Source organism: Sediminibacterium sp. GW821-FHT12F12, from assembly GCF_058806635.1.
In genome coordinates this window covers 25,113-43,338 of sequence record NZ_JBXAPW010000015.1, presented here as the reverse complement: position 1 = coordinate 43,338, position 18,226 = coordinate 25,113, and the positions used below count along the sequence as shown (strand labels likewise).

General features: G+C 45.9%; 14 protein-coding genes. 7 read left to right on the top strand and 7 right to left on the bottom strand.

Going from position 1 to position 18,226, the window contains the following annotated elements; genetic code table 11:
* Window positions 1–6 precede the first annotated feature (6 nt).
* The 7 genes from AC1RNB_RS16740 to AC1RNB_RS16710 form a co-directional block, all read right to left on the bottom strand.
* The gene (locus AC1RNB_RS16740; protein ID WP_493084689.1) at window positions 7–837 is read right to left on the bottom strand and encodes a fumarylacetoacetate hydrolase family protein; all 831 of its coding nucleotides are present in this window, start codon (window positions 835–837) and stop codon (window positions 7–9) included.
* 37 nt (window positions 838–874) lie between these two features.
* Window positions 875–1,876 carry an SMP-30/gluconolactonase/LRE family protein gene (locus AC1RNB_RS16735; protein WP_493084688.1) on the bottom strand — a complete coding sequence of 334 codons (1,002 nt, stop codon included), beginning with the start codon at window positions 1,874–1,876 and terminating at the stop codon, window positions 875–877.
* A 59-nt stretch (window positions 1,877–1,935) separates the two neighbouring features.
* Entirely contained in the window at window positions 1,936–3,024 is a 1,089-nt protein-coding gene (locus AC1RNB_RS16730) for an alpha/beta hydrolase (protein ID WP_493084685.1), read from the bottom strand.
* A gap of 17 nt (window positions 3,025–3,041) precedes the next feature.
* Entirely contained in the window at window positions 3,042–4,565 is a 1,524-nt protein-coding gene (locus tag AC1RNB_RS16725) for a TolB family protein (protein ID WP_493084684.1), read from the bottom strand.
* A gap of 43 nt (window positions 4,566–4,608) precedes the next feature.
* Window positions 4,609–6,141, bottom strand: coding sequence for an alpha-N-arabinofuranosidase (locus AC1RNB_RS16720; protein ID WP_493084683.1), 1,533 nt, complete (start codon window positions 6,139–6,141; stop codon window positions 4,609–4,611).
* Window positions 6,142–6,169: 28 nt separating this feature from the next.
* Window positions 6,170–7,219, bottom strand: coding sequence for a glycoside hydrolase family 43 protein (locus AC1RNB_RS16715; protein ID WP_493084682.1), 1,050 nt, complete (start codon window positions 7,217–7,219; stop codon window positions 6,170–6,172).
* A 263-nt stretch (window positions 7,220–7,482) separates the two neighbouring features.
* Window positions 7,483–8,514: a LacI family DNA-binding transcriptional regulator gene (locus AC1RNB_RS16710; protein ID WP_493084681.1), complete on the bottom strand. Its 1,032-nt coding sequence runs from the start codon at window positions 8,512–8,514 to the stop codon at window positions 7,483–7,485.
* A gap of 394 nt (window positions 8,515–8,908) precedes the next feature.
* Between AC1RNB_RS16710 and AC1RNB_RS16705 the strand changes: the two genes are divergently transcribed.
* The 7 genes from AC1RNB_RS16705 to AC1RNB_RS16675 all read left to right on the top strand — a co-directional run bounded on the left by AC1RNB_RS16705 (window position 8,909) and on the right by AC1RNB_RS16675 (window position 18,200).
* Window positions 8,909–10,387: a xylulokinase gene (locus tag AC1RNB_RS16705; RefSeq protein ID WP_493084680.1), complete on the top strand. Its 1,479-nt coding sequence runs from the start codon at window positions 8,909–8,911 to the stop codon at window positions 10,385–10,387.
* A gap of 33 nt (window positions 10,388–10,420) precedes the next feature.
* Window positions 10,421–11,749: a xylose isomerase gene (gene xylA, locus AC1RNB_RS16700; protein ID WP_493084679.1), complete on the top strand. Its 1,329-nt coding sequence runs from the start codon at window positions 10,421–10,423 to the stop codon at window positions 11,747–11,749.
* A 147-nt stretch (window positions 11,750–11,896) separates the two neighbouring features.
* Window positions 11,897–12,553, top strand: coding sequence for an HAD family hydrolase (locus AC1RNB_RS16695; protein ID WP_493084677.1), 657 nt, complete (start codon window positions 11,897–11,899; stop codon window positions 12,551–12,553).
* Window positions 12,554–12,555: 2 nt separating this feature from the next.
* Entirely contained in the window at window positions 12,556–14,235 is a 1,680-nt protein-coding gene (locus AC1RNB_RS16690) for a ribulokinase (protein ID WP_493084676.1), read from the top strand.
* A gap of 86 nt (window positions 14,236–14,321) precedes the next feature.
* On the top strand, window positions 14,322–15,020 hold the full coding sequence (locus tag AC1RNB_RS16685) for an L-ribulose-5-phosphate 4-epimerase (RefSeq protein WP_493084675.1): 699 nt from the start codon (window positions 14,322–14,324) through the stop codon (window positions 15,018–15,020).
* Between the two features lie 27 nt (window positions 15,021–15,047).
* Entirely contained in the window at window positions 15,048–16,181 is a 1,134-nt protein-coding gene (locus AC1RNB_RS16680; RefSeq protein ID WP_493084674.1) for an aldose epimerase family protein, read from the top strand.
* A gap of 9 nt (window positions 16,182–16,190) precedes the next feature.
* The gene (locus AC1RNB_RS16675; RefSeq protein WP_493084672.1) at window positions 16,191–18,200 is read left to right on the top strand and encodes a glycoside hydrolase family 127 protein; all 2,010 of its coding nucleotides are present in this window, start codon (window positions 16,191–16,193) and stop codon (window positions 18,198–18,200) included.
* The last annotated feature ends 26 nt before the right edge of the window (window positions 18,201–18,226 follow it).

Here is an 18,226-nt window from a genome sequence, read left to right as displayed (position 1 = left end):
TTTGTGTTAGCGAACTGTATTGTAAAGTGTTCCGATTTTATCGATGCTGATACCGATCCCGTCACCTGAAGATAATGTAAAGTCATTAGGCGGTACAATGCCAGTTCCCGTCATGATCAAACACCCAAAGGGGAAACTGCAGGCCCGGTACACATACGCCACCAGTTCTTCCGGTGTGCGTTTCATTTGGCTGATAGTAACAGTTCCTTCAAATACAACGCGGTTGTTCCGTTGTATCTCCAGCTGGATCCTTGTATCCAGCTCCAACGGGGTAGCCGGCACATAGATGCAGGGGCCGATCGCTGCACAACCGTCGTAGGTCTTGGCCTGTGGCAGGTATAAGGGATTCTCTCCTTCAATACTGCGGCTGCTCATATCATTGCCGATGGTATATCCCACAATTTTACCGGAAGAAGTTACTGCCAATGTTAATTCAGGCTCCGGAACATCCCAGATAGAGTCTTTGCGGATGGCTACCTGATCGCCATGGCCAACAATACGATGAGCAGTGGCTTTAAAAAATACTTCGGGCCTTTCCGCATCGTATACCTTGGCATAAAAATCGCTGCCACCAGCTGCTTTGGATTCCTCCTGTCTGCCCACTTTACTTCTGAGATAGGTAACACCGCATGCCCATAACTCCTGCGCACCAATAGGCGCCTGAAAGGCAGTTTCAGGAATGCCGTGCGGAAGGGGAATTGTGGTTTGTATCAACTTCTCCATTTTGCTGAACAGGTGGTCATCATTCAGAAACAGGTCCCAGTTGTTTTCCGTAACCGGGTAAAAAAGATCTTTTTTCTGAATCAAGATCCCCTGACTTGTTTTATATAGTTTCATATAAGACAACAAAATGTTAGTGAGTAATCAGTTACTGTTAAGGTCTGAGTTTGAGCCGGAGTACATTCATATCGTTGGTGATGTACAATGTTTTTTCGTCGGCCGATAAGGCACAGTTGGAACTGGCTTCGGGTAATCTGATCTTTCCTGCCAGCACACCCCTGTTGTTAAAGATCCAGATCCCTCCTGGTCCGGTGGCGAAAATAGTGCCGGCTCGGTCTGCTTTCATTCCATCTGGTAATCCCTTTAGTGTTGGATCGTAACCTGCAGCCGACCAGAATATGCGGCCATTGGCCAACCGGCCGCTGTCGGTTATATCAAATGCATACCAATTCGGTTTGGCAGGATCGGAATTGGCCACCAATAATGTTTTTTCGTCCGGTAATAGAATGATACCGTTAGGTCTGGTTAAAGAATCAACCAATAAAACGACCTCTCCGTTTTTTTTCACTTTGTATACTCCCTGAAAAGGAATCTCTTTCAGTGGGTCATCCATATTTTTTTCTAATCCATAAGGTGGGTCAGTAAAAAAAGCTTCCCCTGCCCGGTTATACACCACATCATTCGGACTGTTGAAGCGCTTTCCGTTGTAGCTTCCTGCAATAGTGGTGAAATTGGCGGCTGGCTGATCAAGCGGGGCATTCATAAAAGCTACTTGCCTGTTACCATGCTGGCAAAGTACCAAACGCCCTTCGGGGTTAATCGTTAAACCATTGGAACCTGTTTCGCCGCCTCTTTTTATATTGCCTGTATAACCGGAGGGGGAGAGATACACTTTTTTTCCACCAGTTTCTGTCCATTGGTAAATGGTGTTCTGCGGCACATCGGAAAACAGCAGCAGTTGTTTCTCTTCGATCCATAGCGGACCTTCGCTCCAGTCAAAGCCATCTGCAATGATCTCGGCTTTGGCAGTAACCGACAGGATATTATCCAGTGAGGGATCCAGTTTTTCAATAGAGCCCACAACGGGGTATAACTGTTTGTGGCTGCTGCAGGCAGTAAGCAGCAGGATGGCTATGCACAAGCAGATCTGGTTCATATGGGTAACTGGTTTTGACAGAAGTAGATAGGTTTATGAATGTACTGATACACCCGGAATTATCTCAGTTTTTTTGCCATTTCATCTCTGTTATACCTGACCAGCTGCAAACCGGTTATGGTATTAGCCTCTTTTATGAAATGGATCTGTAAAAATTCGCTTTTAGAATATAAATCTGTTGCCGTTTCGGCCAACAGGGGATAACGGTTACCGGTTCCGATAGCTGCAAACAACCGGTTCTGCTCCCATCTGATCTCTACATAGCTGCCATCGGCCAATTGAAACCTGCCGGTGAGCGGGCTCACCAGCGAAATGGTTAGTGGGAGAGAAGCCCGTTCGTAAATGAACTGTAATCCCCTGCCAAATCCTTCTGTTTTGGTGCCTGAATGTCCTGTGTTTTCCAGTATCCTGGATTTGAATTTTAATTGGGGATAGTTCCTGTTCAGCAAATGATTGCTTAGTTTTTCAAATCCGGGTACTCCTCTTTCCACATCGCCAATGGTCATGTATAATTTAGCGGGTAGTTGTACTTTGCTGTTGAAGTATTCTTTTTCATATCGGTATAATACCTCCTTGTCCCAGCCATAGGCCGGACTTGCTGCAACATAGCCGGAAAACATAGAAGGCCGGGTGAATAAAGTATACATGGTAAACAATCCTCCCAAAGAACATCCCATCAGGGTTCTCTGTGTGGTATCTGTCGAAAATCTGGCCTGTACAAAAGGAAATAATTCGTTTCGAATGAACGAAAGAAATTTTTCTGCACCACCACTCTGCGGTAAACGATCCTCCCGCGTTGGCGTATAATCGCGTGCCCTGAGACTGTCGGGATTGGGATTGATACCGCCCCAGGTAACGCCTACAATGATCATCTCAGGAATAAAACCATCGTAGTAATGCTGACCATACAATGACTTCAGCAATGGAAAATCCCACTGCGAATCCATCAGGTACAGTACAGGATATTGTTTATTGGGTTTGGGATATCCGCCGGGTAAAAGGATATGCAGCACATATTCCTGACCCCGTACTATTTCAGAACTTATTTTCAGCATCTGCGATCCGGGTATATCAACCCTTGTTGTTTGCTGGGCAAAGAGGAAACCTGAAAAAAAGAAGGAGATCAATATGCAAAAGCGCTTTTTCATGATAACCGGATTGTATTTTATAATCGTGTGTTACTGATGAATGCAATTTTTTTACTGTCGGGCGACCAACTGGGTACATTAATCGTTCCCTGCCCGCCATATACATAACCGATGGTTTTTGGCGCACCACCTGTAAGGGGCATGAGCCGCAGGTAGGTTTTCTGGTAAAAGGGATGAGAGGAAGGATCAATCTCTTTTGGAAAGGAGATAAATACCATCCATTTGCCATCCGGTGAGATATGCGGGAACCAGTCGTTATATTCATCAAAAGTTACCTGTTCCTGTCCAGAGCCATCCGGTTTCATCCTCCAGATTTTCATGGTTCCGGTACGAACCGAATTAAAATAAATATACCTCCCATCCGGTGTGTATTCTGCTCCATCATCCAGCAAATCATCCTGTGTAAGTTGCGTTTGTTTTTTGCTAGCGACATCTGCCGACCAGATATTCCATTCTTTATTTCGCTGTGCTGTAAAGAGCAGTTGTTTGGCATCGGGCGACCAGCCATGCAGGTATGAGTGCCCTTCAGATGCTGAAGTGATCTGTATGGGTTTATCCGAACCGGTTACGGGTAAGGTATAAATTACCGAAATATGGTCAGGGCCGGTGTGGCTGCTGATCCCCATCTGTTTGCCATCAAAGGACAATACATGATCATTATTATTCTCTTTGGCAAAACCTGTGTTCAGTGTAGTAATGGCACCTGTAGACAGCTCGTATTTGTGCAGAAGGCCTTCCTCGTTATAAATGAGATATTTATTATCGGGTGTCCAGTTGGGAGCCTGTAATGAATTGGGCGCACTGTGCAGTATCTTTCGGTGGCCGGTAGCGATATCCATTACTTCCAGGTGACTGCCCAGATAGTCACGGTAAGGGCGATAGTCTTTTGCAGGAGGGATGATGATCCGCACATTGCTGAATACGGCCTGCTCTATTACATCTTCGGCGTGTGAACAGATAAAGAGACCGGCATACACTTCTTCGTTCAGCAGCATCTCTTTGCTTACAGATTTGTAATTCTCTCCCAAACGGGCCGCTGAAAAAGTGAATAGATTTCCTGAACGTTCCAGTTCTATTTCTGTAGGATGAAAAGAAGAAATAGCTATCTGCCCGGTAGTATCCCCATCGGCAGTCCTGTATTGCAAAGAGGTTAACTGATCTCCATGTACACAGGCATCAGCATATCGCGAGTCGGGTGTAAGTTTATCTCTGGCAATGATACCAATCTTACGATGCGCTTCCTTTCCCTTTCCGACAAAACGGATCGAAGCACGAATGATGAAATTTCCCTTGATCTTCTTCCAGGCAAAGCGGAACTGATCATTGTTGAACCACATGTTTTTACCCGCACCGGTGAGCAGGTAGGTCTGATCGTTTTTATTGTAAACGATCGAACCCTTTAATTTCGGGTGGCCAATATCTTCCTGGTGATCAAAAATTCCTACCGGCTCCGGCTGTGCAGCAGTTGAATAAACGATGAAGAGAAATAAGCCCCAAAGACAAACCCTGCGTCGCTTACCAGTGAATGTGATATGTAGCATACAATTATATTAAATGCTGTTATGAATGGATGACTGATTCATTTTATTTCATTTCCAGTACTACCACTGAAAAAGGGGGAAGTGTCAGCTGTAAGGTAGACCCGTTCAGTGTTGCACCTGTAAAGGCGGCTGGTTTTATCTTGTCGGGGTTAGCAAAGTTGTTATGGTTCTGTAATTTATCTGAAGTGAGGATTCTGCCGGTAACGGAACTGTACTCACTTCCGCTGATATTGATGGTCACTTTCTGTGGTTCATGTGCATCGATATTTACGAGGGAAATATGCGTCAGGCCGTTTTTATCTTTAGAGGCAGAGGCCGATATGGCTTTCAGTTTTTCCTTTCCCATTTTGTAATCTTTACTGTTCACCGTGATGGGCAGCAAGGTGGCATCCTGGTGTATATTGTACATTTCCATTACGTGGTAAGTAGGGGTGAGGATCATTTTCTCCTCATCGGTAAGGATCACTGCCTGCAGTACATTTACGATCTGTGCGAGATTGGCCATTTTCACCCGGTCGCAATGATTATTGAATGTGTTGAGTGTAGTACCTGCGATCATGGCATCACGCATGGTATTCTGCTGGTAAAGGAATGCGCCATTGGTGCCGGGTTCTACATCGTACCAGCCGCCCCACTCGTCTACTACCATGGCAACACGTTTTTTGGGATCATATTTGTCCATAATAGCGCTATGTCTTACTACCAGCTCTTCCATCTCCATCGCACGCTGCATGGTTGTATAATAATCTTCTTCCGTAAAATCTTTGGCTGAACTTTTTTTGTTCCAGTTGATCACAGCATAGTGGTGCACGCCTACCGCATCCAGCATATTGTGCGGAATATCGCGCATCAACACTTCTGTCCAGTTATAATCCGCATCGCTGGCACCTGATGCGATCTTATATATTTTTTTATTGCCATTGGTCATGAAAGTGGCATACTGGCGGTAAATATTGGCATAGTATTCAGGCTTCATATTTCCACCACATCCCCAGGCTTCATTGCCCAATCCCCAGTATTTTACTTCCCAGGGATTGGCTCTTCCGTTCTGTTTGCGGTAATCGGTCATGGGACTGCTTCCATTGGGATGGGTAACATACGCTACCCAGTCGGAGAGTTCCTGTGGAGAGCCACTGCCGATATTGCCACTCAGGTAGGGTTCTGCGCCCAGTACTTCGCACATGTTAAGGAATTCGTTGCTGCCAAAGCTGTTGTCTTCTTTTACATTGCCCCACCATACATTCAGCATGGAAGGTCTTTTGTCTTTTGGTCCCACACCATCTTTCCAGTGATAGGTATCGGCAAAACAACCTCCCGGCCAGCGTAATACAGGTACTTTCAGTTTCTTCAATGCACTGATCACATCCAGCCGGATCCCGTCTTTGTGCGGGATCTTCTGGTTATTCTCTCCTACGTACATACCTCCATAGATACAATGACCCAGATGCTCTGCAAAATGACCGTAGATATTTTTATTGATGGTTTCTTTACCCTTATCAGCCTGCAGGGTAATGGTGTTCTGTGCAGCAGCACTCAGGGTGATACAAAGTGCCAGCAGTAAAAAATTTCTTTTCATATGGTTAGTTTTTTAAGGGGTACCGGATTTATTGATAAGGATTGATTGTCTGAATAGTTCCATCCGCATTATATCTCAACGCTGTCACTTTCACATTGCGTAAATGTGTTTTACCAGATAGCTGCACATCATGGTAGAAAATATACCATTTCCCTTTGATTTCGAGAATAGAATGGTGGTTGGTCCAGCCTTCCACCGGATTCAGCACTACTCCTTTATAAGTGAACGGCCCGTAAGGACTGTCGCCGATAGCATAACAGATATAATGTGTATCACCGGTTGAATAAGAAAAATAGTATTTCCCTTTGTATTTGTGCATCCAGGCGGCTTCAAAAAAACGTTTGTCGTTATTGGATTCGAGAAAGAGTTTCCCGGTTGCATCCAGGATCTGAATATTACGTGCTTCTCCGGTGAAACTTTTCATGTCTGCACTGAGTTTGGCTACACGGGGCAGAATGGCCTGTTCATTTTTGTTTTTCAGCTTTGCAACAGGATCGTATTTGTTATCATTCCAGTGCTGCAACTGTCCGCCCCAGATCCCGCCAAAATACATATAATAACTGCCATCGGTATCCTTAAACACAGCAGGGTCAATGCTGTAGCTTCCTTTGATCGGCTCCTTTTCTGCTTTAAAAGGTCCTGTGGGTGTTTTGGCTGTTGCTACACCGATGTGGAAAATATCCTGCTTGTCTTTGATCGGGAAGTACAGGTAATAGATGCCGTTTTTGTAGGCAGCATCCGGTGCCCATAACTGCCGGCCGGCCCAGGGGATATCTTTTTTGTCTAAGGCAACGCCATGATCGGTTACTTTGCCACCAATTGAATCCATGGAAAGAATATGGTAATCGCGCATATCAAAATGATCGCCATTGTCATTCTCCCTTACGCCGGCTTCAACATCGTGCGATGGATAGATATAGATCCGGCCATTGAACACATGTGCAGAAGGATCTGCTGTATAAATATGGTTTACCAGTGGTTGAGAAATGGGTTTCTTTTTCAGCATCCCTTTTTCCTGTGCCGCAGCAATCAATGCAGACAATGCCCATATGGCAACGGCTAATGTTTTGTGTAACATACAACTCATTTATTGATGAATCATTTTGGGTATCTTTCAGATCAGGATGCATCCTTCATTACCACCGCCATTTCACAAGACTTGCTGCACCCGGATGGTGTTGTAATCATCAATCGGATACACCGGGTTTTCATAACCAGCGGTATCTGTATTTTCGAAAAACTGCTGAACCGGGGCAACCATTTTCCGGCAGAGCAGGCAGGCATAAAAAGTGCCAGCAAGACGCTGTACTATGATTGTTTCATCCGGTAGCAGTTACAGAATTACTTCTTCTTTCGCAACGATGACGCCCGCACAATTAATTCTGATTTGATTATAATGGTATTGGTCAGGTTGATATCGGAATTGCCCTGCAGGTGATTGATCATATTCCTGGCAACGATCTCACCGATCTCGATACCGGGATAATTGATGGTGCTTAACTTAGGCTCGATGATCTTACAAATGGCATCGTTATTGAATCCTACAATAGCAATATCTTCCGGAATACGGATACCCGCTTCTTTCAGCACCTGTATACATACAGCAGCGCAGAAATCATTGGTGATAAAGATCCCATCCGGCCTTGGGCGCATGGCCAGGATCTTCCTGGCAGAACGGATACTCGCTTCTTCGCTGAGATCATCTACAATCACCTGCTTCTCGATGAACTTCAATCCATGTTTAGCCAAAGCCTGCTGGTAGCCCTTCAGCCTTTCTGCATATACATTCCGTTGGAGGTTGGCGGTAATATGAGCAATACGTTTACAGCCCTGTTCTATCAGGTGAGAAGTGGCTTCATATCCCGCTTTGCGGTTATTGATGATCACTTTGGCACCATCTGCTTCTTCAAATACCCGGTCAAAAAAGATCACCGGGATGCCTTTCTTTTCAAAGGGTGCGAAATGATCCAGGTTGGCAGTGTCAAAAGCCAGTGAAGCAATCACACCATCTACCCTTTTGTGAAACAGGTTTACAGCATTGGCTGTTTCCTTAGCGGCACTTTCTGATGAGTGTGCAATGATGAGGTCGTAATTGGCTTCTGTGGTCACTTTTTCTATGCCGGCCAGCACAGAAGTCATGAACTGGCTCCTTAATTCATGTAACATCACGCCAATGGTGTTGGTCTTTTGTTGGCGAAGGTTACTGGCGAACGTGTTGGACCGATAACCCAGCCGGGCGGCTAGTTCCGCTATTTTTTTCTTGGTGTGCTTGTTGATGGAGGGGTGATCTTTCAGCGCACGGCTTACGGTTGCCGCAGACAGATCAAGCTGTTTGGCAATATCGTAAATGGTTATTTCTTTTTCCCGTCGCATAATACAATCGGTTGCAATATAAGTTGAATTGAAAAATAAACCGCTGTACCCGGTTCCTTTTTACGATCATCGTTTTCGTTCCCTTCGCAGGCCGCGGCTGGTATTGATGGATCGTACCCCGTTGCGATACCTGATCAGGTTATCTGGTATGTCGTATGATTGAACCGATAATCTACCCGCTTTAGCCCGGGGATAGCACTGTGCAAAAATATTTTTATGCAATCGGTTACAAATTCAAAAAATCTCCCGACATTAGTTAGGTAATGCCCTTTTTTAATTTTCACATTCTGTATTACAGTCAACTGATTGTAATGCAAACCGTTGCTGTAAAGGAAAACTGAAAGGAGTGGCGGCTATATTAATCGGGTGAAAGAGCCTTGATAAAAAAAGAGACATGTTATTACTAGGGATAGATGTGGGTACTTCGTCGATCAAAGTATCTGTGATTGATGCGGCCACACAGCAGTCTGTGACATCTGTGCAGTACCCCGAAGTTGAATCGGGTATTATTTCATTGCAGGCGGGCTGGGCGGAACAATCTCCCGAGATGTGGTGGCAACATGTGCAGCAGGCCATACGCATGGCACATGCAAGCGGTAAGTATGATCCCCAACAGATCGCGGCCATAGGCATCGGGTACCAGATGCATGGTTTGGTACTGGTGGATAAAGAACAGAAAGTGTTACGCAATAGTATTATCTGGTGCGACAGTCGCGCTGTGCCTTTTGGTAAACTTGCTTTTCAGACAATTGGTGAAGAAAGATGTTTATCGCACCTGCTGAATTCTCCCGGTAATTTCACTGCCTCCAAACTGGCATGGGTAAAAGAAAATGAACCTTCGGTATACGCAAAGATTCACCAGGTATTATTACCCGGTGATTTTATTGCGATGAAATTTACCCGGCAGACCAGCACTACCGTTTCTGCTTTGTCGGAAGGTATTTTCTGGGATTTTGCCCAACAAAGTTTATCCGATGACGTATTCGGGTATTATGGTTTTGACAAATCACTGATACCGGAAATTAAAAAGGTGTTCGAGCCTCACGGACTGTTACAGGCCGATATAGCCGCTGAACTTTCTTTACAGGCAGGTATCCCTGTTGCCTACAAAGCAGGCGATCAGCTAAACAATGCTTTATCACTGAACGTACTGCAACCCGGAGAAATTGCGGCCACCGCCGGCACATCCGGTGTGATCTATAGTGTGAGTGATACACTGGCTTACGATCAACAATCGCGGGTTAACACTTTTGCGCATGTGAACTATACCACAGAACAGCAAATGCTGGGCACGTTACTTTGCATCAATGGAACGGGTATCCTGAATAACTGGGTCCGGAATATATCCGGTGCAAAACTTAGTTATGCGCAGATGAATGAAGCAGCTGCTACCATTGCACCCGGCAGCGACGGTTTACAGATCCTGCCATTTGGCAACGGTGCGGAAAGAATGCTGAATAACGCTACTATCGGCGCCCATCTGCTCAATATCGATCTCAATAAACACAGTGCGTCACATATTTACCGGGCTGCTCAGGAAGGCATCGCTTTTTCTTTCCGCTACGGGCTTGATATTATGCGGGAAAATGGTTTGCAACCTGCTGTGATCCGTGCAGGCAGGGCCAATCTTTTCCTCAGTGATGTATTTGCAACGGCTTTTGTGAATGTAACCGGTGTACCTGTTGAATTGTATGCCTGCGATGGAAGTGTGGGAGCCGGTCTTGGTGCAGGTATCGGTGCCGGCATCTATAGCAGCGAAAAGGAAGCTTTTGTAAATATGGAGAAACTGAAAGTAGTGGAACCTTCCGATACCCAACGCTATGATGCATTGTACCAGGAATGGAAATCATTACTGGAAGAAAAAATAAAATGATCCTACATTATTAACTGATTAAATCATAACAATATGAAAGCAATAACAGGTGACAAAGAATTTTTCCAGGGAATTGGTCAGGTGAAGTATGAAGGAACCGGTAGTGATAATCCATTGGCCTTTCGCTGGTACGATGCTGATAAAGTAGTGGCGGGTAAACCCATGAAAGACTGGTTACGTTTTGCCTGTGCCTACTGGCATTCGTTCGTGGGTAATGGCGGCGATCCATTTGGAGAGCCCACGCATATCTATCCATGGAATGCCAAAGCCGATGCTGTGGAAAGGGCAAAAGATAAGATGGATGCTGCTTTTGAATTCATCACCAAAATGAATATTCCCTATTACTGTTTTCATGATGTGGATGTGGTAGATTATACCGATAACGTAGTTGAAAACGAAAGACGACTACAGGCGGTGGTAGATTATGCCAAACAGAAACAGGCAGCCAGCGGTGTAAAATTATTATGGGGTACGGCTAACCTGTTCAGTAACCGCCGTTACATGAATGGTGCGGCTACTAACCCGGATTTTCATGTGTTAGCGCATGCCGGCGCACAGGTAAAAGCTGCGCTGGATGCTACCATTGAACTGGGCGGTGAGAATTATGTGTTCTGGGGCGGACGCGAAGGATACATGAGTTTGCTGAATACAGATATGAAACGCGAGAAAGAACACATGGCCCGTTTCCTGCATACCGCAAAGGACTATGCACGGAAAAATGGATTCAAAGGAACTTTCTTCATCGAACCCAAACCTTGTGAACCCAGCAAACACCAGTATGATTATGATAGTGAGACCGTGATCGGTTTTCTGCGTCAGTATGATCTGCTGAATGATTTTAAACTGAACATTGAAGTGAACCACGCTACACTGGCCGGTCATACTTTCCAGCACGAACTGCAGGTGGCGGCCGATGCTGGTGTATTGGGCAGTATGGATGCCAACCGCGGCGATTACCAGAATGGATGGGATACCGATCAGTTCCCCAACAATATCAACGAACTCGCAGAAACCATGCTGGTAGTATTGGAAGCAGGTGGTTTTGCCGGTGGTGGTATTAATTTCGATGCCAAGCGCAGGCGTAATTCAACCGATCCGGCCGATCTGTTTTATGCACATGTGGGCGGCATGGATGTATTTGCCAGAGCACTGATTGTGGCAGATAATGTGCTGAACCATTCAGATTATAAAAAGATCCGGCAAGACCGCTATGCTTCTTTCGATACCGGTGCCGGTAAAGATTTTGAAACAGGTAAACTTACTCTGGAAAGTCTCCGCAACTTAGCCATCGCCAACGGCGAACCCAAAGTAGTTAGCGGGAAACAGGAATACCTGGAAAATCTGATCAACCGTTTTATTTAATGAACGGAATGCGGGGGTGCCTGTTGCCGGTTACTGGTTACCGGTTGCCGGTTGCCAGTACTGAATTAACTTTCACTAAACCCATCCTGTTATTTCAGAACATAGAAGCAAAACATAGAACTTAAAACTTAGAACTCAGAACCCCTCATGCCCAACAACCCCGCTTTCCTATTCGACCTCAACGGAACCATGATTGATGATATGCAATACCATATCAAAGCATGGCATGGAATATTGAACAGTCTCGGAGCAAATATCAGCATGGAACAGATGAAAGAAGAATGTTATGGCAAGAACAATGAATTGCTCGACAGGATATTTCCGGGCAGGTTTTCAGAAGAAGAAAAGAACCGTATGAGTTATGAAAAGGAAGCGGCTTACCAGGCTGCATTTCGTCCCATGCTGAAACTATTACCTGGGTTGCATCTCTTTTTAGAAAAAGCCGGGAAGGCGTCCATACCCATGGCCATTGGTTCTGCAGCGATCATGTATAATATTGATTTTGTACTGGATGGTGTAGAGATCCGTCCGCATTTTCCGGTGGTAGTATCGGCCGAACAGGTGCTGAACAGTAAACCCGATCCGGAAACTTATCTTAAATGTGCAGATCAGTTAGGGGTACCTTATAGCGATTGTATTGTATTTGAAGATGCTCCCAAAGGGGTAGAAGCAGCGGCCCGGGCGGGTATGCAAACGGTGGTACTTACCACTATGCATACGAAAGAGGAATTCGGTGCGTATCAGAATATCCGCTGTTTTGTCAATGATTATACCGATCCGCAACTGAATCAATTATTCAGCTGAACATGAAAACAACAGACCAGTTTGTGATAGGGGTTGATTTTGGTACCGATTCGGTACGCTCCATCCTGGTGCATGCAGGTGATGGAACGGAGATCGCATCTGCTGTATATCACTATCCCCGCTGGAAAAAAGGATTGTATTGTGATCCCTCGGCTAACCGGTTCCGGCAACATCCGGCTGATTATATCGAAGGTATTGAAACTACTATCAAAGCCTGTTTGGAGAAAGCAGGTGGCATGGTAGCGGCTGCTGTAAAGGCGATTTCTGTGGATACCACCGGGTCTACACCTGTTGCTGTAGACCATACCGGAACACCACTGGCCCTGTTACCCGGACTGGAAGACAATCCCAACGCCATGTTTGTGTTGTGGAAAGATCATACGGCGGTAAAAGAAGCCAACGAATTAAATCTGCATGTAGAGAAATTTACGACCAACTATCTGCAGTTTGTTGGGGGTATCTATTCATCCGAATGGTTCTGGGCCAAGCTGCTGCATGTACTTCGTGCTGATGAAGAAGTCAGGAAAAATATTTATTCCTGGGTGGAGCATTGCGACTGGATTCCTTTTCTTCTCACTGGCGGAAAGGATGTTCGCCAGTTGAAACGTGGCGTCTGCAGCGCAGGACATAAAAGTTTATGGGCCGATGAATTTGGCGGCTTGCCGCCGGAAGAATTTTTCAGTTCATGGGATGAATTATTAACTGGCTTCAGAGAAAAATTATTTACACAAACCTATACGGCCGCCGAAGCCGCCGGCACACTTTCACCCGCATGGGCAGAGCGGCTTGGTCTCTGCACAGAGGTAGTGGTAGGCATCGGCGCATTTGATTGTCATATGGGGGCAGTTGGCGGACAGATAGAACCTTATCATCTCAGTAAAGTAATGGGTACTTCTACCTGCGATATGCTGGTGGCGCCCATGGAAGAGATGCAGGGAAAGCTGGTAAAAGGGATCTGCGGACAGGTGCCGGGCTCTATCATTCCCGGTATGATGGGGATGGAGGCTGGACAGTCTGCCTTCGGCGATGCTTATGCCTGGTTCCGCAACCTGTTGGCCTGGCCATTGGAGAATATGTTGCCACATTCTGCTTTGATCGATGCAAGCCTCGCAGAGAAACTGCAGGTAGAAATCGTAGATGCGATGATAACAGCACTGAGTAAAAAGGCCGCCGAGATCGAAGTGACGGAAGAGGATGAACTTGCCATAGACTGGCTAAACGGAAGAAGAACGCCGGATGCCAACCAGTTACTGAAAGGGGCATTCAGCGGTCTTGATCTGGGCAGCGATGCCCCCCGCGTATTTCGCTCGTTGGTAGAAGCTACCTGTTTTGGCGCCCGGAAAATTGTAGACCGGTTCCGCGAACAGGGTATCCCGGTAAAAGGCTTGATTGGTCTGGGTGGGGTAGCCCGCAAATCGCCCTTTATCATGCAAATGATGGCCGATGTGATGAATATGCCCATCCGCATCCACAAAAGCGAACAAACCTGCGCCCTCGGTGCAGCCATGTTTGCTGCCACTGCTGCCGGGATCTACAGACGGGTGGAAGAAGCTATAACGGCCATGGGGCAGGGTTTTGACCTGGAATATTCTCCTGATCCGGTCAAAAACCGGCTCTACGAAAAAAGATACCAAAACTATTCCCGTTTGGGTGAATTTATAGAACAACAAACTAACTTGTGAGCAAGGAGAATAGGGGGTAAGCGTACTAACGACCGGTTGATCCGGCAGCAACTACGCTTAGTATTTTCAAATCTGTTTTGCAACGTATGAAATATCAACATATTCAACAGGCGGCCTACGAAGCCAACAGGCAGTTACCCCAACTCAGGCTGGTGCTGTTCACGTTTGGTAACGTGAGTGTGATTGACCGTGAGCTGGGTGTATTTGCGATTAAACCGAGTGGTGTTGCCTATGAAGAATTAAGTCCCGAAAAAATGGTAGTCGTTGATCTGGAGGGCAATATGGTTGCCGGTGATCTGCGTCCCTCTTCCGATACACTTACACATGCTGTATTATACAAACACTGGCCCAAAATCGGCAGTATCGTACATACGCATTCTACCTATGCCACAGCCTGGGCACAGAGCCAGCGTGATATACCTGTGTATGGCACCACACATGCTGATCATACCACGGCCGATATACCCTGTGCACAACCGATGAGTGATACCATGATCAAAGGAAACTACGAATATGAAACCGGGATCCAGATCATCAATTGTTTCAAAGAAAAAGGACTGAATTACGAAGAAGTAGAAATGATACTGGTGGGCAACCACGCACCGTTTACCTGGGGCAGTACGGCTGCCAAAGCCGTGTATAACAGCGCTGTGCTGGAGAACCTGGCCAAAATGGCCTGGTTAACAGAACAGCTCAACCCACAGGCACTGCGACTGAAAGAGGCTTTGATTCAAAAACATTATGAAAGAAAACATGGACCGGATAGTTATTACGGCCAGTCATAAACCAACAATTGTTTTAAATACCCCTATATGAAAAAACAGTTCTTTTTATCACTCACGTCAGCATCATTATGCCTGTTTGCCTGTAATAACCAAGATAAAACCAAAGAAACTGCTGCTATGACCTTTCAGCTCACAGAACAGCCCTTCGGCACTATCAACAACGATACGGTTACCCAATACACGCTTACCAATCCCAACGGAATGCAGGTACGTATCCTGAATTATGGCGGCACTGTAACCAATATCCTGGTGCCGGATAAAAATAAAATGATGGGAGATGTGGTGCTGGGTTTTGATTCACTCGCGGGTTATCTCCAGGCAGGTAATCCCTATTTCGGATGCCTCGTGGGCAGGTATGGGAACCGCATTGCAAAAGGAAAATTCTCTATCGACGGACAAACCTACCAGCTGACCCTCAACAATAATGGGAATACACTGCACGGGGGGGTACAGGGATTAAATAAAGTGATCTGGAAAGCAACTAAACAGGCCGGCGATAGCAGTCTGTTATTAACCTATAATAGCAAAGACGGTGACCAGGGTTTTCCGGGTAACCTCTCTGTAGAAGTCGTATACACACTTACCGCTGATAATGCGCTGCAGATCTCTTATGCGGCAACTACCGATAAAGCCACACCGGTGAATCTTACCAATCATTGTTATTTCAATTTATCTGCCGGAAAGGAAAATACCATCCTCAACCATGAAGTAATGATACAGGCCGATCGGTACACAGCCGTAGATACTTTACTGATCCCAACCGGCCAGTTACCTGCGGTGAAAGGAACCCCTTTCGATTTTACGGTTGCGAAAGCGATCGGTAAAGAAATCAGCGCAGTAAAAGGCGGTTACGATCATAACTGGGTATTGAGCAGAAAAGAAAACGGTCTTGAAAAAATTGCGACGGCCTACGATGCCGGCAGTGGCAGGCTGATGGAAGTATTTACTACAGAACCCGGCCTCCAGTTTTATACCGGTAATTTTCTGGATGGAACCTTAAAGGGAACCAAGGGTAATGCAACATATCCGCAACATGCTGCTTTCTGTATGGAAACACAACATTTTCCGGATGGTCCCAATCAACCGTCTTTTCCTAACACTATCCTGAAACCGGGAGAAAAATATAGTTCTGTTACCCGTTATCAGTTTTCTGTGAAATAATATACTGTGATGAAGTTAATCCCTCTGTTGTGTAGCCTGATTTTATCTGTTGTTCTTTTCGGACAACAGAAAGACTATGCCATTCAATCTGTGCCATTCACTCAGGTAAGTCTGACCGATCAGTTCTGGTTGCCCCGGATCCAGACCAACAGAACTGTTACCATTCCTGCTTCTTTTGAACGATGCGAAAGTACCGGCAGGGTTAAGAATTTTATCATGGCGGCACAAAAGCAGGGAAAATTCTGTACACGTTACCCTTTTGATGATACGGATATTTACAAAACCATTGAAGGAGCTTCTTTCTCACTCGCTTTATATCCCGACCCCAAACTGGAAGCCTATATTGATTCCCTGATCATCATCATCGGTAATGCACAGGAGCCGGATGGGTATCTCTACACATCGCGCACGATCAATCCAGCTGTTGTTCATTCCTGGTCGGGTAAAGAACGATGGGAGAAAGAAAGAGAACTCAGTCACGAACTATACAATGCAGGTCATTTATACGAAGCCGCCGTGGCTCATTTCATGGCCACTAAAAAAAGGAACCTGCTGGATATTGCTGTAAAGAATGCGGACCTGGTATGCAGTGTATTTGGTCCGGGTAAAAGATCTGTAGCCCCGGGTCATGAAGTGGTAGAAATGGGCTTGGTAAAGCTATACCGGGTAACTGCTAAAAAAGAATACCTCAGTACCGCTAAATTTTTTATTGAAGCAAGGGGCCATTATACAGGGTATGATCCCAAAAGTAATGATCCCTGGAAAAACGGCGCTTACTGGCAGGACCATTTACCCGTGGTACAACAGGGGGAAGCGATCGGCCATGCTGTTCGTGCCGGTTATCTCTACGCTGCCATGGCTGATGTTGCGGCCCTTACCGGCGATGATAGTTTGCTCCGTGCGGTTGATAAGATCTGGAACAACCTGGTAGAAAAGAAATTATACGTGCAGGGCGGAGCCGGGGCCATTGGTAACGGAGAGCGTTATGGAAATAACTACGAACTGCCCAATGCCACTGCCTATAATGAAACCTGCGCCGCCATTGCCAATGTATACTGGAACCACCGCATGTTTTTATTGCATGGCGATGCCAAATACATGGACCTCCTGGAAAAGATACTCTACAATGGTTTACTCTCCGGTATCGGTCTGGATGGAAAATCTTTTTTCTACACCAATGCCATGCAGATCACCAATGGGTTTAAACATGCAGATATTGAATTAAGCCGTTCCGGCTGGTTTGAATGTTCCTGCTGCCCTACAAATCTGGTACGTCTGATTCCTTCGATTCCTGGTTATGTATATGCACAAAAAGAAGATAATGTTTTTGTAAACCTGTTCATTAACGGAACGGCAAAGTTCAACGTGAACAAACAACCCATACAGATCACCCAGCAGAATCAGTATCCCTGGGATGGCGATCTGGGTTTTACCATTCAGACAAACACCCCTAACGCATTTACTCTCAGGATCCGTATTCCCGGATGGGCAAAGCAGCAGGCCATGCCTTCCCAGTTATATTGGTTTGCCAATGCGGCTGCAGGTGCACAGATCCCTATCAAAGTAAATGGACAACCTATCGAATATGTAATAGAAAACGGGTATGCAGTGATCAGACGAAGCTGGAAAAAAGGCGACCAGGTGAGTATGCAATTGCCGATGGAGATCAGGAAGGTAAAAGCAGATACAAATCTGACAGACAATATCGGCAAACTGGCATTACAAAGAGGACCGATTGTGTACTGTGCCGAGGGGGCAGATAACAATGGGAAAGTGGCAAACCTATTGCTTCCGGAGAGCAGTTCTCTCACTGCAACATTCAAACCTGATCTGCTGCAGGGCGTTACGGTGTTGCAAGGAGAACTGCCGGCAGTGATCATCGAAAATGGGAACAGTATCTCTACCAGGAAACAACCCTTTACCGCTATTCCTTATTATAGCTGGGCCAACCGTGGGCAGGGAGAAATGACAGTCTGGTTCACATCAACCGTAAAAGATATTACCTTGATCAGCAGATAAACATTACTATCCGAAAACAGACCGAT